This is a genomic window from Pseudomonas sp. HP_12 (assembly GCF_055283955.1).
In genome coordinates this window covers 67323-88391 of record NZ_JBTOQG010000003.1, presented here as the reverse complement: position 1 = coordinate 88391, position 21069 = coordinate 67323, and the positions used below count along the sequence as shown (strand labels likewise).

Sequence of the window (21069 nt, the reverse complement as noted above, 5' to 3'; positions counted from 1 at the left end):
TCGTCATTTCCTCATTCGTCTAATCAACAATCCGATCTCAAGACCTCGAGCTCCTAACAAGCAGAGTCCGAGCACCCGTCGCAGTTCAACCTTTAAGACGCTGCCACAACATCAGAGGCTCAGTCGCATCGACAAATCCACCGCCTTCACATCTTTAGTCAGTGTCCCAATGGAAATGTAATCAACCCCAGTCTCAGCAATAGTGCGCAAAGTCGCGTCCGTCACACCACCACTAGCTTCCAGCTTGGCGCGACCCGCCGTGAGGCGCACAGCCTCGCGCATATCGTCCAGGCTCAGTTCGTCGAGCATGATGATGTCAGCGCCGCCGTCGAGGGCTTGCTTGAGTTCGTCGAGGCTTTCCACTTCGATTTCCACGGGCTTGCCCGGCGCGATCTTGTGCGCGGCGGTGATGGCTTCGGCGATACCACCACATGCGGCGATGTGGTTTTCCTTGATCAGAAACGCATCGAACAGCCCGATGCGGTGGTTATGACAGCCGCCACAGGTGACGGCATATTTCTGCGCCATTCTCAGGCCCGGTAGGGTTTTGCGGGTGTCGAGCAGTTTGACCTGAGTGTCGGCGACCATGTCAGCGTAGTGCTGCGCGCGGGTGGCAACGCCTGACAGCAGCTGCAGAAAGTTGAGCGCGCTGCGTTCGCCCGTCAGCAAGGAGCGGGCGGGACCTTCCAGATGGAACAGCGCTTGATTGGGCTGCACGCGATCGCCGTCAACAATCTGCCAATGCACGGCGACGCGCGGATCAAGCTGACGGAAAACAGCATCGACCCACGCCGTGCCGGCAATCACTGCAGCGTCCCGGGAAATGACGGTGGCCTTGGCCAGTCGCTCCGCCGGAATCAGCTGCGCGGTGATGTCGCCACTGCCTACATCCTCCAGCAATGCACGGCGCACGTTGGCTTCGATTTCGGCAGTGAGGGCGTCAAGACGTAGGTTTGGCATATCAGGCTCCACGGACTAAGTGCGCCGAGTATATGGCAGACGCGTGTACCAACCTACGTACGCCAAGTGTCCAGTCGAATGCATAACCTGCACTTTGTCGGTTTTTTCCTCGCTTATGCGACAGATTGTGATTTTGATGGTCTATCGCTGCACATGTCCCTTCGCCGCCTTCTATTATTCCAATTAAGGCGAAGAGTCCGCTGGCGAGCGGCCCAGATTTACCTGATACTTTCGCCTTGTATTTGACGTCATAGCGTTGACGTTAGCCTGCAACATCCCAAGGGATAAAATTTTGAGATCCGTCCGAATGGAGTCGAGTCTTCCTTCGCTGCGGGGTGTAGCTGTTGTTAAAGCAGTTGTGTCGACGGTGTGAAGGAGTCCTTGATGCAGAACGACGGTAACAAAGTGGTGCCCTTGAAGGCAGGTGCGGATCATCCCGGTTCTTCGCCTGTCGCTCGGCTGCCCGTCGTTCTGCTTCAAGTTCGTGACCGGGCCGCCCAGCAACTGAAGGAAAGCCTGCAGACGCTGTTCGACAATGCCGACGACACGCTTTTCGAAATGGCCGACCGTGCTCACAACAACGCTGAGCAGAACATCTTTTTTGAAGCCATGCGCGACTTGCGTTTGAAGCGCAAAAGCATCGAGCGCAATTTCCTCGACAAGTTCTTTGAAGCATTCCTGCGCCTGGGCCAGTACGAAGTGGCCGAGCCCCCGATGCCCGAGCCCGTTTCCTACGACAAGCTTGCACTGGTCCATAACGATGATCTCGAACGCACCGTTGCGGTTGACGCGATGGTGGTCAAGGTCATGAGTCGCGACGGTATCGCCCTCGGTCAGCTGACCACACGTTTGAACGTACTCATCCCCCAGCCGTTGACCGACGAGACCAATCCGTTGGGCCCGACGCTGCTGTGCGACTATTTCCTGCAAGCCGGGCGCAGTCTGGGCGTTGAAATCAAGGTGAAGCTGATCATTCTCAAGCTGTTTGAGAAGTACGCCTTGAGCAACGCCGATCAGCTTTATGAGGAAGCCAACCAGTTGTTAATTTCCGCAGGTGTATTGCCGGAATTGAAGGCATTGCCGTCCCGCCGCTCGACTGATCGTATTGCCAGCGTGCCGCTTTCGAGCGAAGCCGTGCGTGCCGACAACGCCGCCATCCTGCAGGCGACCGAAAGCCTCGATAAAAGCGTGCAGGACGTGTTTTCCGCGCTGCAGGAGTTACTGGTGCATGTGCGTGGTCATCTGACGCCGCGCCCTGATTCGGTGACCGATGCGCGCCCAATTTCCAGCCAGGACTTGCTGCGTCTACTGTCCCACTTGCAGCAGTACGTCCCGAAAGTTGAGGAGAGCGACGACTTCGATCTGCGCGCTCAGCTTGAGCAGTTGATCAGCCGGGTCAGCGCGAGAAGCGGCAAGTTTCGCGTCGTCGGCACGATGGATGAGGACGTTATCAACCTCATCTCGATGCTGTTTGAATTCATCCTCGACGACCGCAACCTGCCGAGTTCGTTGCGTGCGTTGATCGGTCGTTTGCAGATTCCGATGCTCAAGGTTGCGGTCATCGACAAGAGTTTCTTCAGCCGTGGCAGCCACCCTGCGCGCCGGCTGCTGAACGAGATCGCCTCCGCGGCGCTTGGCTGGGGTGGTCGCGATGACACCCAGCGCGATTCGCTCTACGCCCGCATCGATCAGATCGTCCAGCGCCTGCTCCACGACTTTGTCGATGACCCGGCGATCTTCACTGAACTGCTGGTGGATTTCCTGGCCTTTACCAGTGACGAACGTCGTCGCAGCGAGCTCCTTGAGCAGCGCACCCGTGACGCCGAACAAGGCCGCGCATTGGCCGAGTTGGCCCGGCAGCGCGTGCAGCAGGCGTTGAACGATCGCCTGCTCGGCAAGACCCTGCCGCAGGTGGTTGTTCGCCTGTTGCAGGAGGCCTGGAGCAAGGTCCTGTTGCTGACGTGCCTGAAGCACGGTGATCAGTCGAGCGAGTGGGCTTCAGGCCTTCAGGCCATGGACGATCTGATCTGGAGCGTCGAGCCCCATGATGAGCCGGAAGCGCGACAGCGTTTGCTCGAGCTGGTGCCGGGGCTGCTGAAGTCCCTGCGCGACGGCTTGAGCAGCGCTGCTTTTGATCCGTTTGCCACCAGCGAATTCTTCAGTCAGCTCGAAGTGTTGCATGTACAGGCGTTCAGCCATGTAGCGCGGACGCCAAAAGGTGATGCGGAAGGCGATCAGCCCCAGTCCGCTAACGGCCCCACGATGATGGCGGTGGTGGAGGAGATCGTGCTGGTTGGGCCGGGCGAGCAAATTCAGAACGAACCGTCGACGCAGCTGCCTGCTGACGACGAAGGTTTGTTGCAGGTCGAAAAGCTTCGTCTGGGCAGTTGGGTAGAGATCCAGGAAGACGAATCCCACAAGCTGCGTTGCAAGCTGGCGGCGATCGTCGAGCCGAGCGGGCGCTACGTGTTCGTCAATCGCACCGGCATGAAGGTCCTTGAGAAAACCCGTATGGGCCTTGCGGTGGAATTCCGTCGCGGCACGATTCGTGTTCTCGACGACGCCCTGCTGTTCGACCGCGCGCTGGAGTCGGTACTGGGTAATCTGCGCAAGCTCAAGGGCTAAGCGCCAGATCGGTCCTACGACTTCTGCCTGCGAATCTGCGTGACCTCCAGGCTGATTCGCCATCCACATCCTTTCCAGTCGCGGGCATACTGCGCGCTGTCGTTTCACGCCCTAAGGACTTCCCATGCATCTGGACCCTGCCACCGGCTGGTGCCACGGCGCGCAGCATTGCCCTTCACCCAATTTCAATGCCCGGCCGGAAAACGAAATCTCGTTGCTGGTCATCCACAACATCAGTCTGCCGCCCGCGCAGTTCAAGACCGGCAAGGTCCAGGCATTCTTCCAGAACCGGCTGGACGTCACAGAACACCCCTACTTTGAAGGCATCGCCGAGCTGCGGGTCTCTGCGCATTTCCTGATTGAGCGCGACGGCGAGGTGACGCAATTCGTGTCGTGTCTGGATCGTGCCTGGCATGCGGGTGTGTCGGTGTTTGAGGGGCGCGAGACGTGCAATGATTTTTCCGTTGGCATCGAGCTTGAAGGCACTGATGATCAACCCTTCACCGACGTGCAATATGAGGCGTTGATCGAGCTGACCCGCCAGTTGCAGACGGCTTGGCCGGCGATTACGACGCGACGCATATGCGGTCACAGCGATATCGCGCCGGGGCGCAAGACCGATCCGGGGCCGTGTTTTGACTGGGCGCGGTTTCGTGCCGCCCTGGAAGTTTGAAGTGAGGAACAGCTAATGAGTTTTCTGGTTTTGCTACTGGCGGTCTGGGTCGAGAAGTTCTCGGCCCTGCGCCAGCGTATTCAGCGCGACGGGCCATGGCTCACTCAATTGAGCCGGCTGGAATCCAACCCACGCTCGGCCAAACGGCCGTGGTGGATTTTGATGGTGACGGTTGTGCTGCCTTTGGTGGTCCTCGCCCTGGTATTGGTGATTGTCGGCTCGGTGGCCTATGGCTGGCTCGCGTTGCCGATCCATTTGCTGGTGCTGATTTACAGCCTGGGCCGTGGCGACGTCAAAGCCACACTCGGCTCATTTCGGGACGCCTGCCGTCGGGGCGATCAGGAAGCAGCGGTGCTGGTTGCCGAACGTGATCTGGGTGTCCAGGCCGAGAATGAAGAGCAGCTATTGGGTGGCGCTCAGACGTATTTGCTGTGGCAGATCTACCAAGGCTTCTTCGCAGTGATTTTCTGGTATTTCGTGCTCGGCCCGGTTGCCGCGTTGGCGTACCGCCTGCTGGCCCTTGCTTCGGAACACGGTAAAACCCCGGCGCTGGTCGAACGTGCGACCCAGGCAAGGCACGCATTCGACTGGGTGCCGGTGCGCTTGCTGGCCGCCAGCTTTGCGCTAGTGGGGAATTTTGTCGCGGTCAGCCGCGTTATGTTGAGCGAACTGCTCAACTGGAACATCAGCGCCTCGCGCCTCATCAGCAAAGTCGGCTGCGTCGCCGGCGAGGTCCCCGCGCCAGTGGTGGGCGTCGAGGGCGTCAACAGCCTGGATGTATTGTGGGAATTGCTCATCCGCTCGGCTATCGTCTGGTACGTCGGCTTCGCGCTGATCACGCTGTTTGTTTAAAGCCGTGCCAGATTCTCCGTTGACCCGGCAGCTGCGCAGTCGCGCAGCCAACGCCGCTTAGGGGGGATTGAGCAAGCTGGCTCCCATGGTTCGATTGGCCTCCAAATTAGCGTCTGCAAAGTGAGGCCATTCAATCCCTGATCATGAAAAATGATCTTCATGGCCTAGATGTTATTCGTCATCCGGTTGATATAGATCAATGCCCCTCTTATTTCTGACGCTATCCTCTTTTGCCTCCGGTCAGACGCCGCCATCCCTCTGAACTATCAGTTCTTTCCAACGTTATTCAACCTTCCAAAACCATAACTAGCTCAAGCAAAGATGGCTTGTCGCCAGCAACTAGCGGCCGGCTATTTCTTGATTAACAAGAATCCTTTGCTATAGCTAAACCCTCTCACTTCTTCCAAATAGGGCAACGGAATGTCAGTCGCTAAGAAAATGAGCGTGGGTCAGCTCACGATGTTGACTGCGGTCAACATGCTGGGATCCGGCATTGTGTTGTTGCCCACCAAACTCGCCGAGGTCGGCGGCATTTCCATTCTTTCGTGGCTAATCACGGCCACCGGGTCGCTGGCTCTGGCCTACGCTTTCGCGCGGTGCGGCATGCTCAGTCGCAAGACCGGCGGCATGGGCGGTTACGCGGAATACACGTTCGGCAAGTCGGGTAACTACATCACCAACTACACCTACGGTTTGTCGTTGTTGATTGCCAACGTGGCGATCAGTATCACCGCAGTTGGATATATTCAGACGCTGTTCGATATCAAGTTGGGCTCGCTTGAAGTCGGTCTCGCCACCATCGCGCTGTTATGGATCACCACGTTCGCCAACTTCGGCGGCGCGAGTATTACCGGCAAGATTGGCGCAGTAACCGTATGGGGCGTTATTGCGCCCGTCGTGCTGGTTTCGACCATTGGCTGGTTCTGGTTTGACAGCAGCACCTATGCGGCAGGATGGAATCCCCACGACAAAACCTGGTACGAGGCAGCCGGCGCTTCGGTGGCGATTACCTTGTGGGCGTTCCTCGGTCTGGAGTCGGCGTGCGCCAACGGCGATGCAGTGGAAAACCCCGAGAAGAACGTGCCCATCGCAGTGCTCGGTGGGACCCTCGGCGCAGCGGTGATCTACATCGTGTCGACCAACGTCATCGCCGGCATCGTCGACAACGCGGAACTGGTTGCTTCAACCGCGCCGTTCGGGCTGGTGTTCGCCAAGATGTTTAACCCCATGGTCGGCGACATCATCATGGGGCTCATGGTCCTTGCGTGCATCGGCTCGCTCTTGGGCTGGCAGTTCACGGTGGCGCAGGTGTTCAAAAGCTCGGCGGACACCGGATACTTCCTGCCGATCTTTGCCAAAGCCAACAAGCATGGCGTGCCGATCATCAGCATGTTGATCCTGCTGGCGATCCAGACAGCCCTGGCGCTGTTGACCATCAGCCCCGACCTGGCCAAGCAGTTCGACACCTTGGTCAATCTTGCGGTGGTCACCAACCTGGTGCCGTACATCCTGTCGATGGCGACGCTGATGACCCTGCAAAAGGTCTCCAACGTGCCGCCGCAAAAAGCCCTCATCACCAACATCGTGGCCGGCATCGCGACCGCCTACAGCTATCTGGCGCTGTACAGCTCCGGCGCCGAAGCGTTGATGCTCGGCGGCGTGGCGACCATCGTCGGCTACACCCTGTTCGGTTACGTCAACACCCGCCTGATCCGGCTCGAAGCGCTGAACAACAGCGTACCCACCCAGACCGTCGCGGCGCAGCACATCGTCGGCGAGCCGATCCCCGTCAATAACCTGAAGATGGCCAACCTGGAGACTCGACCATGAGCGACAACAGACACTTGCTCGGCATGCTGGCGCTGCTGGTCAGCAGCCAGCCCGACAAACGCAGCGTGTTCGGCCGGGCCCTGATCCAGTTGATCAGCGACGTGGAAGACCGCGCCATCAGCGTGCTGACCTCCGAAAGCCTTAGCGATGCGAAGTCGATCCTCAGCTCCGATCCGGCGATCCAGTGTGTGTTGCTCAGTTGGGAAATGGACAGCAGCGACGACCACAAGGAATGCATCGATCTGCTCACCACCTTGCGTGAGCGCAACACCCGTGTGCCGGTGTTTCTGATCAGCGATCGCAGCACGGCGTCGAGTGTGCCGCTGATCGTCATGCAGCACGCCGATGACTTCATCTGGCTGCCCGAAGACACCAGCCGCTTCCTCAGCGGACGTATCATGGCGGCCATCGAACGCTATCGACAGGCCGTGTTGCCACCGATGTTCGGCGCGCTGCTGAAGTTCGCCCGCAGCTACGAATATTCCTGGCACACCCCGGGCCACGCTGGCGGCACGGCGTTTCTGAAGAGCACCGCAGGCCGCGCGTTTTACGAGTTTTTCGGCGAGAACCTGCTGCGCTCGGACCTGTCGATTTCCGTCGGCGAACTGGGCTCGTTGCTCGACCACAGCGGCCCGATCGGCCAAGGCGAGCGTTATGCGGCAAAGGTGTTCGGCGCCCACCGCACGTACTACGTGACCAACGGCTCCTCAATGTCCAATCGCGTGATCCTGATGGCCAGCGTGACCCGCGACCAGATCGCCTTGTGCGACCGCAACTGTCACAAGTCCGCCGAGCACGCGATGACGCTGTCCGGTGCGATCCCGACCTACCTGGTTCCGACGCGCAACCGCTTCGGCATCATCGGCCCGATCCTGCCGCGGACCTTGAGCGCCGAGAGCGTCAAAGCCGCCATCGCCAGCAACCCGCTGGTCAAAAGCCACATCGACCCGACGCCGGTGCATGCCATCGTCACCAACTCCACGTACGACGGCCTGACCTATAACGTCACCCGCGTCGAAGAGCTGCTGGGGCAGAGCGTTGACCGGCTGCATTTTGACGAAGCCTGGTACGGCTATGCGCGGTTCAACCCGCTGTACAAAGACCGCTTCGCCATGCACGGCAGCCCGGAGGATCACGATTCCTCCAAGCCCACCGTGTTCGCCACGCAGTCGACCCACAAGCTGCTCGCGGCGCTGTCCCAGGCCTCAATGATTCATGTCCGTAACGGCCGCAACCCGATTCCCCACGGGCGGTTCAACGAGTCCTACATGATGCACGCGTCGACTTCGCCCAATTACGCGATCATGGCATCGTGCGATGTCAGCTCGGCAATGATGGAAGCGCCAAGTGGCCAGATTCTGACCAACGAATCCATCGAAGAAGCCGTCGCGCTCCGTCAGGTCATTTCGCGCATGCAAACCGACATGCTGAGCCAGGACGACTGGTTTTTTTCCTGCTGGCAGCCGCCCTCAGTGCAGGTCGAGGCCACGGCGATTCCGTTTCACGAAGTCGATCCGGTGCGGCTCAAGACCGATCCGAATTGCTGGGTCTTGCACCCCAACGAGGTGTGGCACGGCTTCGGCGACATCGAAGACGGATACTGCATGCTCGACCCGATCAAGGTGTCCATCCTCAGCCCGGGCATGGGCGACGACGGCAACCTGATGGACTTCGGCATTCCGGCCTGCGTGCTCAGCGCTTATTTGGGTCATCAGGGCATCGTCGTCGAGAAGACTACGGACTTCACCATCCTTTTCCTGTTCTCCATCGGCATCACCAAGGGCAAGTGGGGCACGCTGGTAAACGCGTTGCTCGACTTCAAACGCGACTACGACAACAACCTGGAACTGGAGCTTTGCCTGCCCGAGTTGCTGGCCGCGAATCAGCAGCGCTATGCCGGCATGGGGCTGAAAGATCTGGCGGAAGACATCTTTGCCGCGATGAAAGAGACCAAGACCACGGCGGCCATGTCGAAGGCGTTCGGCACGTTACCCAAGGCGGAATTCAGCCCGGTGGAAGCGTACGAGAAGTTGGTCAAGAACGAGGTGGAGCAGGTCACTCTGGAGGAGGCCGCCGGGCGTATTGCCGCGACGGGCATCGTGCCTTATCCGCCAGGCATCCCGCTGCTGATGCCTGGCGAAAACGCAGGGCCTGCGGACGGGCCGTTGCTGGCCTATCTTCGGGCGCTGGAAAGCTTCGATCGGTCGTTCCCCGGTTTCACCCATGACACCCACGGGATTGAAAGCGAAGCGGGGATTTATCGGATGCTGGTGTTGAAATAGCTTCAGCGCTGACAGAGGTGGGCCGGCTGGCGCACCTCCGGCTCAGTTGCTCTGGGCCTTTTGCAGCGCTTGCTGCGTCAGCGCCACGCATTCGCGCCCGCCGTCATCGTTGTGCCGCGCCAAGGCCGCTTCGGCGCGGTGCACGGTGGTGTCGATATCGCTTTTGACGGCGTCGCTGAGATTGGGGTTGGCGACTTTCGCGTCACGAACCTTGCTCAGGTTCATCTGGCACTGATTGTTGTCGTCGTTGGCAGTTGCCGCGAAGGGCAGGGCACAGGCAGTCAGGAGCAAGCCGGCGAGCAGGGCGTGTTTCATGTGGGTTTCCGCAGAAGTAGATGTGTGGCTCGTTATCGGTACGAGCCTTACGCATCAGACCTCAGATTCCAGATTTCCGCCAGTGGGTGCCAAAGCAAACGCGACTATTGCTTGCCGACATAAGCTCCGATCGGCGTCCGCGGCAGGATCAGGCAGATGCCCAAAAAGAAAAGCCACCCGTGTCGCCAAGGTCGGGGTTACCTGGCTGCAGGGGTGGCAATGTGCAAAAACTGTATTTACAAGCTGCGCGACTGAGCTGACTGTCGAGCTTGGCGTGCAGGTCGGGCCTGTTCAACTTCCAGCAAGTGCATGGCCAGTACGTCAGTCAAAAACCGGAACTGATCGTTGAAGCCCACCACCTCATTGCTGAAGTGGTTCTCGGCCGAAGGCATCATGAAGCCGCCGAAGCGATTGTCCTCAACGAGACCGTGGCTATTCTTGCGGGCGATGACATGTTGTGAGTAATAGTTCTTCCCGAACTTGGGAAAACTAACGTGCAAAGTGACGTCTCGGGTCATGTCGATTGCTCCGCATCTAACAGAAAGTTGAAAGCGTGAAAGGTGCTGATAAGTGTCAGCTACTTGGCCTTAGTTGGCCGGTGCCACAACACGATGATCCTCTTCGTCCGCGGTCATGACGACCGATCCCAGATCGAAGAGTTTGAGGGCGACGACGTAGCTGGTGAGCGCTGCGAGCGTCAAGCAAGTAAGGAGATGAACGATCATTTTTCCTGCCCTCGGTTCGTGTTTGGGTGTGAGGGCGATGGTACGCCCATGAGCTTTGAGCGGAAGGCATTCGCGGGAATGTTGGTTATCGATGGGAATGATGGATCGTTCGCTGTGGCCCAGCGAACACAGTTCATGTGGGAGTGAGCTTGCTCACGAATACGGGCTTTCAGACGTTGGCTGTCTAGGAGATACACAACTGTTTGCGAGGAAGCTGAAGCGACATCACGGTCGCTCCCGCCTTCCATGCTCTGTTGGGCCTTTCGTCTTTATGCCCGAATCGTTTCGCCATACCGATGCGTCGCCAGGCACGCCAGCAGCAAGCCACTGATCGCGACCATCCCGCCCACCAGACCGATATTGGCCACGCCAAGCTGGCTGATGACCACGCTGCCCAGCAGCGCGCCGCCGCCGATGCCAATGTTGTAGATGCCCGAATGCAGTGCCATTGCCACGTCCGTGGCATCCGGCGCCATCGCCAGCACCTTGGACTGCATCACCAGACCAAAGCACATGATCGCCATGCCCCAGGCCACGCTCAACGTACCCATCGACGAGGCATTGCCGGACAGCGGCAGCAGCAGAATCAGACACGCCGCCAGCGCGCCGATCGCGGTGATCAGCAGGCCGCGCGGGTAACGGTTGTTGTAACGGCTGAAGATCACTGACCCCACGATCCCGGCACCGCCGAACAGCAACAGGATCACGGTGGTCATGTCGCCATTCATCTTCGCCACGATCTGTGCGAACGGCTCGATGTAGCTGTAGGCCGTGAACTGCGCCGTGACCACCAGAGCGGTCAACAGATAAAGCGACATCAGCGCCGGGCGTTTGAACAGCATTGGCAGGCTGCGCAGCGAACCCGAGTTCTGGCTCGGCAGTAGCGGAAGCGATTTCATCAGCACCAGAACCGTAAGGCCCGAGGCAATGGCAATCGCCAGGAAAGTCGCGCGCCACCCCAGCGCTTCGCCCAGCATGCGCCCCAGTGGAATGCCGAGCACCATCGCCAGCGCAGTGCCGGTTGCCAAGAGCCCGAGGGCTTGTACCTGCTTGCCCTCCGGCGCCACCCGCACGGCCAGCGAAGCGGTCACCGACCAGAACACGGCATGGGCCACCGCGATACCGACACGACTGACCAGCAGCATGCCGAAGCTCGACGACAGGCTCGACATCACATGAGCGGCGATGAACGTCAGAAACACAAACAACAGCAACTTGCGCCGCTCGATGTTGCGGGTCAGCAGCATCATCGGCAGCGAGGTCAGGGAAACGATCCACGCGTACACCGTTAGCATCAGGCCAACCTGCGCGGTGGTCATGTCGAAGCTGTGGCCGATGGCACTCAACAAACCCACCGGCACGAATTCGGTGGTGTTGAAAATGAAGGCCGCCAGGGCCAGCGCGATGACGCTTAGCCAACTTCCGGTGTGTGCGTTAGTGGTATTCATTAAAACGAATGCCCTCCTGAAGAATTCGGTTGGCCGCGTCCCCAACAAAAACGCCGACAAGCAGGAAGACCGCTCGAGGCGTTTGCCTGGGCGGTGCATGCGGTCAGCTGAATATTATGAGTATGGGGAGATGCGACGAGATGTTACGGATTCTACGCCGTTGTAAACGTTGTCACAACGCAGGTCCGGGTTGAGAGGGGCGTTCATTTGTCGCAGTCGTGGTGCAGCGCTTGGGTTGAGCAGCGGCGACAGAAGTGGGGCGTGATGAGATCCGCTTTCAACCTGAGGCGCCGCGAACGAAACCGCCCGTCTAATCCGGGGCACTTGGCGGGCTCAGGGGATTCTGATGATCATGGTGCGGATAACTCGCACGTAAACGAGGAGATTGAATCATGGCTAACGACACTTCGCTTACAGGGACCTCCACGCACACGGATCCGGACAAAGAGCTTGGCTTCAATGAAGAATCGCCCGATGTTTCCGATCCGCAGGTAGACCCAACCGAGCCCGCGCGGACCGAGAATGACCCGGTGACCGAAGAGCCCACCACTCGCCGGGGTAACGATGAGCCGCTGCCGGGGAAGGGCGGGGTTTGAGCGACTGGCGCTAAACTCAAAAGCCCTGCTGAAGAGAGCGGGGCGTTTTTTGGCTGAATTTCGGTGAGCTGTTGCGTTGCTGCGCTGTCGGGTTTTCGACAGTCGCAGCGGGTGATGGGATAGCTCACGGTGGCCTGATGAACTCTGCTTATGTTGACTGGCGTGCCGCTCAGCTCAGCTGCTGTTAGACGGGGTCCTTGGGTTCTAGCCAATAACAAGCCAGCCTCTGATGGAGAAGGGGCACAGCACACAGGAGGCGCTGGTATTTATCCGCCGTTGTGCTCAGCTGATGCCTGATAAGCTATCCTTAAATAACGGCTTCTTCACGACTGAGAACGTTCTTATCCGAGTGGGCGCGTACTACGCGTAGGACCGACGGGGGAATGGTGGCCATCAAACAGTCGCCTGAGCGATCTGCTTGAGTGGAGAGACTGCTGGGTCTGGGGGATGCGCATGAGGCAAATCGTGATCTATGACTGAGATTGGGTGGGCAACTATCATGGCCGCCAGAGTGCTGCTCCTGACGGCGCTCAAGTTCAGCTAAGCCGTCAACGCTTCTATTGAAGGCGCTGCGGTGCCTGGAAGTCCCAGTGCGCTGAGCTTTTCTCGCACTTGAATCAGTTTTTCCTGGTTGGTACGGATGAATGCCGAACGTTCATCAACGACAGCGACGATCTTTTCAAACTCTTTGAGTTGTGGCGCAAAGAAGTCGAGTAGTTTTTCGTCATCGCCAATCAGATCGTAAATATCTTTGAACGAACTCTTGATGACCGTCGTGATGGAATCTTTGGCGGCCTTCAATTCCTGCTCGAGCTCATGGGTTTTATAGGCGCTCACAAGGTCCGATGTCAGGGTGAATGCCGCGCCGGCGGGGCCGGCCCATTTGGAAATGGCGCCGGCGATCTTGGTGGCCTGCCAAGGTTTGAACTTGATGACCACGCCGGTTACCGAACCAAGTGCATCGCGTGCGGCAAACACTGCGCCCTTGATAATATCCGGGCTCAGGTTGGCGATACCTCTTGCTGCGCCGCCCATGGATTTAAATGCGCCTTCGCTCATGGCATTGAGGAAGCTTTCGCTTGAGTTGAGCTGACGTCCGATGTCCTGGGAGATGCGGCTGGTTACCTTGGACGATTGGTCGAACGAGCGGTCGATGGCGCTCTTGATTCTAAGATTGAGTTTGTAGCCGACACCTTCTTCGGTGTAACCGATCTCGTCTTCCAGAAAGTCGCGGATGTTCTCCAGTGACAACGGGCGGACTTTGCCAAGCAATTCGCTCTCGATATTTCGCAGCTCCTCGAATAGCTCCCCGGCAAGACGTTTGACATCGCGGCGACCCTTGGAAATATCCTGGTTGATCCTTACGGACTCCTCGGTATTCTGTTGAGCGAAGGCATCCAGCCTGTCCAGTTGCTCTTGGGCCCGGGTCACGTGCTGGGCGACAACATCGCGCACGACGTCCATGCCAGTCTTGGCCATCAGTACTGCGGGTACATTGGCCAGTAGGACGCGAGTGGCCATCGCCTTCAGGTCGTTGATCCGCGAACGGCTTTCGTATTGCTCGGGCTTGCCGAACCAGAACTCCAGGCCGCGGCCGCCGGGGTTGGAGGCTAGGCAGACGATGTTCAGGCGCGCCTGTTCTTCCGATGTCAGGTTGGCTGTCCGCTGCAGCTTGGCTCTCAGGTTGTCCTTTTTGATAGCGGCCTGATCATCGAATAGAACCTGTTCAGTCAGGTCGGTCACTTCATCCATTTTATTAATGACGAAGATCGTCGAAGAAAGTTTGTTCAAATCGCGCAATACCCACCTGGCGATAGCGCTGTGGCTGTCCTTGAGCGGGTTCGTAGCGTCGACGACGTACAGGATCAGATGCGCTTCTGAGATGTAGCGTTTGGTCAGATCTTCATAAACCACTTGTTCGCCATCGACGATCTTTTCCTTGTCTCCGAACAGGCCCGGGGTATCGACAATTTCACACTTGCCCGGCAGGCCTTCTGGCGTGTAAATCGCCAAGCGATCGGAGGACTCGTCCATGTCGATCTTCATGTCGGCCATGATCTTGCCGAGCCATGCGGCGATCACGCTGGTCTTGCCGTCGGAGAAAGCGCCCAACAGCGCAATGCGCAGAACGTCGGACTCGATCGCGTCGACCGCGGAATCGATCTTTTCCAACTCGACCTTGACGTCAGCACCCAGTTCGCCCAGTTCATTCAAGATGACCCGAAGCTGATTGAGGCCATTGATCGCTATCTGTTTATCAACATTAAATTGCGTGAATTGTTCCATGGGGCATTTTCTCCAGTTGATCTTTGGTGCGCTGCATCAAACCCATCTGCTGCTTGATGATTTGCAGAGGGCGAGTCAGGGACGCATGGATTTCGTCGACTTGTCCGAGGACCTTTTCTTCGATTTGTTTGCGAACCGGCGCGAGCAAACCCTTGAGCTCTTCGCTCAGGGAATCGGCGGCCTTGGCGCGTGCCCCGGCGATCTTTTCCTGAACCTCAGCCTGGGCTTTGCGAACGCGTTTCTCCTTGCTTAGGAAGAAGTTCAAGATGTTGATCAACAGCCCCACCGCTGCACCAATCGCTGCGCCAATGAGGTTGCCCACGACCGGGAATGCGCTGCCGATTCCAGCCCCCGCCATAGCGTAGGAGCCGACGTTGAACAGCATCCAGCCATAATCCTTGAGATCCAGGCCGAGGCCCAGTTCTGGTGTCTTGTAGCTGGCGTTGAAGTCTGCGCCCGCATAAGCGATTGCCTGCTCGAATTCAACCCGCGAAACATCCTCCAGCAAGCGCTGCATGGCCTGCACCAGATCGTTTTGCAACTCCGCAAGATACTTTTCGAACTGGATCTGCAGGTCTTCTTTCAGCTGTTCCTGGCGCTCGCGGAATGCACGCTGGATTTTGCTGGCGATCAATTCGTTTTCGCCGAAATTTTCCTCGACGATATCGTCAGCGGCACTGCTCATGTCAGTGAAGAGCCGGTCCCACAGGAGTTTTCTCCCTTTCTTGACCGACTGTTCGAACTTGGCCAAAGCGTCCTTGACGGCGATGCGGCACTTGTCGAATTCCGGCTCTGTCCGAGCCATGAATGTCTCGTGGCTAGTGTGTAGATCTTGCAGGATGGCAAGATTTTCCATCAGCAACTGATGCACTTTGGTTTTGTTGCTTTCGATCATGTCTTCCTTGAACGTGCTCAGTTTGCCATGAAGCACCTGGGCGACTGACTTGATCTGGCTGAACTCATACATGGCCTTCGTCGAGGCGAAGTTTTTGCGGTAGTTGCGTTGGTGGATGACCAGGTCACGATCCCGGGACGGGTGGATTGTCGTGCCGCCGCTCCCCGGCACACTGGCCAAGGACGAGAAGGCGAGCAAACCCTGTACGCAGTGGCCTCTCTGCATCGCCTTGGCGCCCAACACTGACTCAAGCACGCCGACGGTCTGTTGCAATGCCCCGGTTTCGAGTGACGTCCGGTCTTCCTCGAACTCGTACTGGTCGGCATTGCCGCGCACGTTCACCAGCGGACACACCTGAGTGCCGAGACGCAGATAGGAGCGGATCTTCTCTGCGGTGGCTTTTTCCGGCTTTTTGTTGGTTCCGTTGACGTAGAACACCAGGTGCGCTTTGGCTACCGCTTCACGGACCATATGAGAGTACTTGCTTTCGTCCCCTTCAATGCCGGGCACGTCGATCAGTTGGAAGCGTTTGCCCTTGTAGTTGAGGGTGTAGAACGTATTGCCTTTGGTGAAATCCGCTTCACCGGTGCCGATGATTCGCCCGTCGATGCGCGAGGCCAGAGCCTTTTTTCGATCAAGCGCCACGGCGCCGATAAACACGCTGGCCAGCCGCTGGTTTAGCACTTCATCCATGGCTGCCGAGCGGGCCTTGATCGGCGCAAAGGGGTTTGCGATCACCTGCTCTTCAGACACTGCGGTCGCTTCATCGAACAGCTCGTCGAGCTCGAAGTTGCTCATCTCAGACTCCTGCCAGCTTCAAGAACACAGCCGATGCAGATGCCCCTAGAACCAGTCCGCCGCAGGCAAACGCAATCAGTTTTGACCTGATTTTGGCGTTGGATTGGTCTTGGGCTAGTTGCAGGCGTTGCGCAGATTCTTCCTGTTCAGCCTTCAGTCGTTGGGCGGCTATTTCGTGATCGGCTTTCAGCCGCTGTGCGGCGACTCCCTGTTCGGCCTTCAATCGAGCATCTGCCTCTTGCACTGCCAATGTAGTCCGGGCATCGGCTTCGGCTTGCGCGATGCGGTCTCTGGCCGCGACCTCTTCCTGCAAAATCTCGGAAAGATGGCGCGTGCCCTGGCGGATATCAGAGATTTGCGCGGCATATTCTTCGTAAACCGCCTTGAGCCCCTCGCGCAATTGACCGATATGCTCGGCCAGCGCTTTTTCGTACTTCACGAGGTCGTGAGCGTTTTGCTCCAGCAAAGCTTGCCGGGACTCTTCCTTGAACAGAATGCGCAACGACTCGATGATCGTGCTCTTGCCCGCGTTGGTTTCGCCGAAAAACGCCATGGTAAACATGTCCCACTCGGCATGAGTCTTAAGCTGGTCAAGTTCGCCATCGAAGATGACCTGGATGGTGCGAAGCTTCTCGGTCATGTTGCCAACTTCACGCTTGCCGTCTTTGTGCTCGACATTCAGGCCCAGGATATCGGCCATGGCGCCGGCAATGCTGTCTGAAACGTCGGAGTACAGGCTGTTAAGGTCTTGGCGCGCGTTCATTACTGTTCCTTTTGTGTGATGACGTCGAGGGGATAAGCGAGTGTTGTAAGGGCTAAATGTGCTGAGCGTCATGCGAACCCACGACATGTGTTGTGCACGTGACTCGCCGGAGAGGCAGCTCGCAGTCAGCCGGCAGTGCCATTGCAGCGCGGCTGCATTGGCACTGCTTGGGAAAAGGGGATTGTCTGAGGCATTCACAACATCCTTGTTGGTGCGGGGCTGTAGGCTTGCGGAGGATGGACAATCACCGTCTATCGGCGTCAGTGCAACAACCTTTAGTGGGCGGGCGGGTAGTGCGCCATTTTTCTTCGGTGCGAATCAATTTGCCGCGCCCCCCCCCTCAGCATCCTCAAGCCTTCAAACGACCCGAGGGTGTGACTGTGTTGAAGATGTCCTGACCGGTGTGGGACCGTTTTCATTGCCTAGGAGGGTATTAGGTGTACCGGCAGTACAGGTCGATGGAGGCTAAAATTGAAATCTTGCGCAAGACGCAGAACTCCAGTTAGTGTCGACTGTTAATTTTATTTCCGGATCAGGCAAGAAAGTCAGCATGACGCGATCGGCAGATCAAACGGTTTCTTCAGTCTGGGCAATGCTGGGTGAGTGGGGAAGGCTGCAAACACTCAGGCTGTGTGAAACTCTCCACCAAAAATGAACTGCGCGCTCTGACGCGAATTTCGCGAATGTTCGCGTGGTATGCAGACCTAGATTTCGCGTAGGAACGCATTTTCCAGTGCGTTTTTTGAGCAGCGCATTGGGGGTCGGGGTTTTCACACAGCCTGCACTGTTGTGACCTTTAGGTAGGGCCGGGCTTCGAGGATCGATAGCGTGGTATACGGTTGTGAAATCATTGCAATCCAATACAATCCAACCATTTGCAAAAACTAAGCGTCTGCGGGCGTTGATGGCTTTGCACTGTGAAATTGGACTCAAATGTGGATAGGGAAGCTCGCTAGCGATGACGAATGAAAGCAATCAGTTTTTTGAGAAGCCTATTCTCAACTCGCCCTATGGCTATCCAGCTCGCCACTGGGAGCTTAGTGACGGTCAGCCAACCCAAAAGATTATCGAGAGCCGCCGTCGAGCTGAGTTTGTCACACCTATACCTAAGCCCAAGAAGCAGAAAGGTGGTAAGTCGGCTGACTTATTTGATGAGTCGATGGGGCTTTCAGATGGCGAGCAGAAGTACGACCCGATCTCCATCATTAATGAACTGCGACGCCATGTTAGTGCGTGGCGCAATCTGAATAGCCCGAACGACTGGAATGTAACTCCAGAAACTGCTCGACTGCTGCAGCACTGGCGGCATCACCAGTTCAACGGTGTGCGGCCGTTCTTTTGTCAGGTTGAGGCGGCGGAAACGGCTATCTGGCTGACTGAGGTTGCGCCCAAGATGGGCAAGACCGGCAAGCAGTTTCTCGATCATCTAGCGGGGGCTAATAACGACGCCAACCCTGAGTTGATGCGTCTCGCGCTGAAGCTAGCTACGGGCGCAGGTAAAACCACTGTCATGGCAATGTTGATCGCCTGGCAAACACTCAACGCAGTACGCCAACCGAACAGCAAGTTGTTTACCCGTGGATTTCTCATCGTCGCCCCTGGTTTGACCATTAAAGATCGCCTGCGTGTATTGCAACCAAATGACCCAGACAGCTATTACCAGAGCCGCGAAATCGTGCCAGCGGACATGGTTGCTGACCTTGATCGAGCGAAGATCATTATCACTAACTATCACGCTTTCAAATTGCGTGAGCGTATCGATATTTCCAAAGGTGGCCGCGCTCTTCTCAAAGGGCGTACTGGCGATGACATCCTTACCTTAGAAACCGAAGGCCAGATGATTCAGCGGGTAATGCCTGAGCTAATGGGCATGAAGAACGTGCTGGTTATTAATGACGAAGCCCACCACTGTTACCGGGAAAAGCCGGGCGAAGACGACGGCCTGAAGGGTGACGAAAAGAAAGAGGCTGAAGAAAACAATGCCGCTGCGCGGTTGTGGATTTCCGGTATCGAGGCCGTCAATCGCAAGCTTGGCGTTGCGCGCGTATTGGATCTGTCTGCAACGCCCTTCTTTCTGAGTGGTTCAGGCTATGCCGAAGGCACTCTGTTTCCGTGGACGATGTGCGACTTTTCGTTGATGGATGCTATCGAGTGCGGCATCGTCAAGCTGCCACGTGTACCTGTCGCGGACAATATCCATGGCAGCGAGATGCCTATGTTCCGTGAGTTGTGGAAGCATATCGGTAAGAAGATGCCGAAGAGCAACCGCAAGTCGAGCGGCACGCTCGACCCGCTCAGTATTCCCGTCGAGCTGCAGACTGCTTTGGCAGCACTCTACGGCCATTACGAAAAAACCTATGAACTCTGGGATAAAGCCGGCATCCGCGTACCGCCATGCTTCATCGTGGTTTGCAACAACACAGCAACGTCCAAGCTGGTGTACGACTACATATCTGGTTTTACGCGGCAGAATGATGATGGCTCAAGCAATGTGGTCAATGGTCGCTTGGAGCTATTCCGCAATTTTGATGAGCATGACAATCCTATTTCGCGGCCGCGCACGCTGCTGATTGACAGTGAGCAGCTAGAGTCTGGCGATGCGTTGGACGATAACTTCCGCGGTATGGCAGCAGATGAAATTGAGCGCTTTCGCGATGAGATTCGTGAGCGTACCGGTGACATCCAGGCAGCCAACAACATCACTGATCAAGAACTGCTGCGTGAGGTTATGAACACCGTCGGTAAGCAAGGCCGACTGGGTGAGTCAATTCGCTGTGTAGTTTCTGTTTCGATGCTCACTGAGGGCTGGGATACCAACACAGTCACCCACGTGCTGGGTGTGCGAGCCTTTGGTACTCAACTGCTGTGTGAGCAGGTTATTGGCCGTGCGCTGCGCCGTCAGTCGTATGAGCTCAACGAAGAGGGCTTGTTCAACGTTGAATACGCTGACGTGCTTGGCATCCCCTTCGATTTCACTGCTAAGCCGGTAATTGCTCCGCCGCAAAAGCCCCGTGAGACCATTCACGTAAAAGCGGTACGACCGACTCGTGATGCCTTGGAAATCCAGTTTCCGCGTGTGGCGGGCTACCGGGTCGAGTTGCCAGAAGAGCGGCTCACAGCCGTTTTCAATGTGGACTCCATACTGGAGCTGACTCCCGAGCTGGTTGGCCCCTCGATAACTCGCAACGAAGGCATCATTGGGGAATCTGCAGACCTCAGCCTTGCACATACAGGAGACATGCGCCTGTCCACGCTGCTGTTTCATTTAACCCAGCGACTGCTCTACACCAAATGGCGTGATCCTGGTGAAGAAGCCAAATTGCATTTATTCGGTCAATTGAAACGCATCACCAAGCAGTGGCTAGATACCTGTCTCGTCTGCAAGGGAGGCACCTATCCTGCGCAGCTGATGTTTCAGAGCCTGGCCGACGTAGCCTGTGAGCGCATCACCACGGCAATTACTCGTGCTGAAATGGGGACAAGGCCGATCAAGGCTGTGCTTGAGGCGTACAACCCCACGGGTTCAACCATGAGCGTGAGTTTCAATACCTCAAAAACCGAGCGCTGGGAAACGCAGGCTGACAAATGCCATGTCAACTGGGTGATTCTGGACAGTGGTTGGGAGGCTGAGTTTTGCCGTGTTGCCGAAGCGCATCCGCAGGTTAAAGCCTATGTGAAGAATCACAGTCTGGGCCTTGAAGTGCCTTATCGCTACGCGTCGGAAATGCGCAAATATCGCCCCGATTTTATCGTTCGGGTGGACGACGGCCGTGGTGATGACGATCTCCTCAACCTAGTGGTCGAGATCAAAGGTTACCGCCGCGAAGATGCCAAAGAGAAGAAGAACACCATGGATGTCTACTGGGTGCCGGGTGTGAACAACCTCGGCACCTATGGTCGTTGGGCCTTTGCTGAATTTACAGATGTATTCGAAATGCAGGACGACTTTGCTCAAAAAGTAGAAGCCGAATTTAGCAAAATGATCCAAGCCGTTGCCAGTGTGCCGGCGCAAGGAAACTAA

At 57.2% G+C, this 21069-nt stretch carries 14 protein-coding genes; 7 read left to right on the top strand and 7 right to left on the bottom strand.

Annotated elements, in window-relative coordinates; all coding sequences use genetic code 11:
* Positions 1–111: 111 nt before the first annotated feature.
* The gene (gene nadC, locus ACYASU_RS03885; protein WP_369303708.1) at positions 112–960 is read right to left on the bottom strand and encodes a carboxylating nicotinate-nucleotide diphosphorylase; all 849 of its coding nucleotides are present in this window, start codon (positions 958–960) and stop codon (positions 112–114) included.
* Positions 961–1344: 384 nt separating this feature from the next.
* Here nadC and ACYASU_RS03880 point away from each other — a divergent pair, with 384 nt between their 5' ends.
* From ACYASU_RS03880 to ACYASU_RS03860, 5 genes are all read left to right on the top strand, one after another.
* A complete protein-coding gene (locus ACYASU_RS03880; protein WP_346628399.1) occupies positions 1345–3585 on the top strand; it encodes a DUF1631 domain-containing protein in 2241 nt (746 codons plus the stop codon).
* 124 nt (positions 3586–3709) lie between these two features.
* On the top strand, positions 3710–4258 hold the full coding sequence (gene ampD, locus ACYASU_RS03875) for a 1,6-anhydro-N-acetylmuramyl-L-alanine amidase AmpD (protein ID WP_463582002.1): 549 nt from the start codon (positions 3710–3712) through the stop codon (positions 4256–4258).
* Between the two features lie 15 nt (positions 4259–4273).
* Entirely contained in the window at positions 4274–5110 is an 837-nt protein-coding gene (gene ampE, locus ACYASU_RS03870) for a regulatory signaling modulator protein AmpE (protein WP_346629243.1), read from the top strand.
* Between the two features lie 420 nt (positions 5111–5530).
* Entirely contained in the window at positions 5531–6940 is a 1410-nt protein-coding gene (gene potE, locus ACYASU_RS03865) for a putrescine-ornithine antiporter (RefSeq protein WP_463582001.1), read from the top strand.
* A complete protein-coding gene (locus ACYASU_RS03860) occupies positions 6937–9222 on the top strand; it encodes an Orn/Lys/Arg family decarboxylase (RefSeq protein ID WP_463582000.1) in 2286 nt (761 codons plus the stop codon). Before potE ends, ACYASU_RS03860 begins: the two co-directional genes overlap by 4 nt.
* Before the next feature lie 42 nt (positions 9223–9264).
* On the opposite strand, the gene ACYASU_RS03855 is transcribed toward ACYASU_RS03860, so the two are convergent.
* The 3 genes from ACYASU_RS03855 to ACYASU_RS03845 all read right to left on the bottom strand — a co-directional run bounded on the left by ACYASU_RS03855 (position 9265) and on the right by ACYASU_RS03845 (position 11710).
* Entirely contained in the window at positions 9265–9537 is a 273-nt protein-coding gene (locus ACYASU_RS03855; protein ID WP_192173353.1) for a hypothetical protein, read from the bottom strand.
* 236 nt (positions 9538–9773) lie between these two features.
* Entirely contained in the window at positions 9774–10055 is a 282-nt protein-coding gene (locus ACYASU_RS03850; RefSeq protein WP_463581999.1) for a hypothetical protein, read from the bottom strand.
* A gap of 476 nt (positions 10056–10531) precedes the next feature.
* Entirely contained in the window at positions 10532–11710 is a 1179-nt protein-coding gene (locus ACYASU_RS03845) for a sugar transporter (RefSeq protein ID WP_463581998.1), read from the bottom strand.
* Between the two features lie 392 nt (positions 11711–12102).
* Between ACYASU_RS03845 and ACYASU_RS03840 the strand changes: the two genes are divergently transcribed.
* Positions 12103–12306 (top strand): DUF6021 family protein, encoded by a 204-nt coding sequence (locus ACYASU_RS03840; protein WP_192173349.1) that lies wholly within the window; start codon positions 12103–12105, stop codon positions 12304–12306.
* Between the two features lie 540 nt (positions 12307–12846).
* On the opposite strand, the gene ACYASU_RS03835 is transcribed toward ACYASU_RS03840, so the two are convergent.
* The 3 genes from ACYASU_RS03835 to ACYASU_RS03825 are packed head-to-tail and all read right to left on the bottom strand — an operon-like array spanning position 12847 to position 17048.
* Positions 12847–14592, bottom strand: coding sequence for a LeoA/HP0731 family dynamin-like GTPase (locus ACYASU_RS03835; RefSeq protein ID WP_463581997.1), 1746 nt, complete (start codon positions 14590–14592; stop codon positions 12847–12849).
* Positions 14570–16285: a hypothetical protein gene (locus ACYASU_RS03830; RefSeq protein ID WP_463581996.1), complete on the bottom strand. Its 1716-nt coding sequence runs from the start codon at positions 16283–16285 to the stop codon at positions 14570–14572. Before ACYASU_RS03830 ends, ACYASU_RS03835 begins: the two co-directional genes overlap by 23 nt.
* Before the next feature lies 1 nt (position 16286).
* A complete protein-coding gene (locus ACYASU_RS03825; RefSeq protein WP_463581995.1) occupies positions 16287–17048 on the bottom strand; it encodes a hypothetical protein in 762 nt (253 codons plus the stop codon).
* A gap of 958 nt (positions 17049–18006) precedes the next feature.
* Between ACYASU_RS03825 and ACYASU_RS03820 the strand changes: the two genes are divergently transcribed.
* A complete protein-coding gene (locus tag ACYASU_RS03820; protein WP_463581994.1) occupies positions 18007–21069 on the top strand; it encodes a BPTD_3080 family restriction endonuclease in 3063 nt (1020 codons plus the stop codon).

Excerpts from the sequence above, each read along its gene's own strand:
- nadC (WP_369303708.1), bottom strand. The coding sequence starts at position 960 with ATGCCAAACCTACGTCTTGACGCCCTCACTGCCGAAATCGAAGCCAAC.
- ACYASU_RS03880 (WP_346628399.1), top strand. The coding sequence starts at position 1,345 with ATGCAGAACGACGGTAACAAAGTGGTGCCCTTGAAGGCAGGTGCGGAT.
- ampD (WP_463582002.1), top strand. The coding sequence starts at position 3,710 with ATGCATCTGGACCCTGCCACCGGCTGGTGCCACGGCGCGCAGCATTGC.
- ampE (WP_346629243.1), top strand. The coding sequence starts at position 4,274 with ATGAGTTTTCTGGTTTTGCTACTGGCGGTCTGGGTCGAGAAGTTCTCG.
- potE (WP_463582001.1), top strand. The coding sequence starts at position 5,531 with ATGTCAGTCGCTAAGAAAATGAGCGTGGGTCAGCTCACGATGTTGACT.
- ACYASU_RS03860 (WP_463582000.1), top strand. The coding sequence starts at position 6,937 with ATGAGCGACAACAGACACTTGCTCGGCATGCTGGCGCTGCTGGTCAGC.
- ACYASU_RS03855 (WP_192173353.1), bottom strand. The coding sequence starts at position 9,537 with ATGAAACACGCCCTGCTCGCCGGCTTGCTCCTGACTGCCTGTGCCCTG.
- ACYASU_RS03850 (WP_463581999.1), bottom strand. The coding sequence starts at position 10,055 with ATGACCCGAGACGTCACTTTGCACGTTAGTTTTCCCAAGTTCGGGAAG.
- ACYASU_RS03845 (WP_463581998.1), bottom strand. The coding sequence starts at position 11,710 with ATGAATACCACTAACGCACACACCGGAAGTTGGCTAAGCGTCATCGCG.
- ACYASU_RS03840 (WP_192173349.1), top strand. The coding sequence starts at position 12,103 with ATGGCTAACGACACTTCGCTTACAGGGACCTCCACGCACACGGATCCG.
- ACYASU_RS03835 (WP_463581997.1), bottom strand. The coding sequence starts at position 14,592 with ATGGAACAATTCACGCAATTTAATGTTGATAAACAGATAGCGATCAAT.
- ACYASU_RS03830 (WP_463581996.1), bottom strand. The coding sequence starts at position 16,285 with ATGAGCAACTTCGAGCTCGACGAGCTGTTCGATGAAGCGACCGCAGTG.
- ACYASU_RS03825 (WP_463581995.1), bottom strand. The coding sequence starts at position 17,048 with ATGAACGCGCGCCAAGACCTTAACAGCCTGTACTCCGACGTTTCAGAC.
- ACYASU_RS03820 (WP_463581994.1), top strand. The coding sequence starts at position 18,007 with ATGACGAATGAAAGCAATCAGTTTTTTGAGAAGCCTATTCTCAACTCG.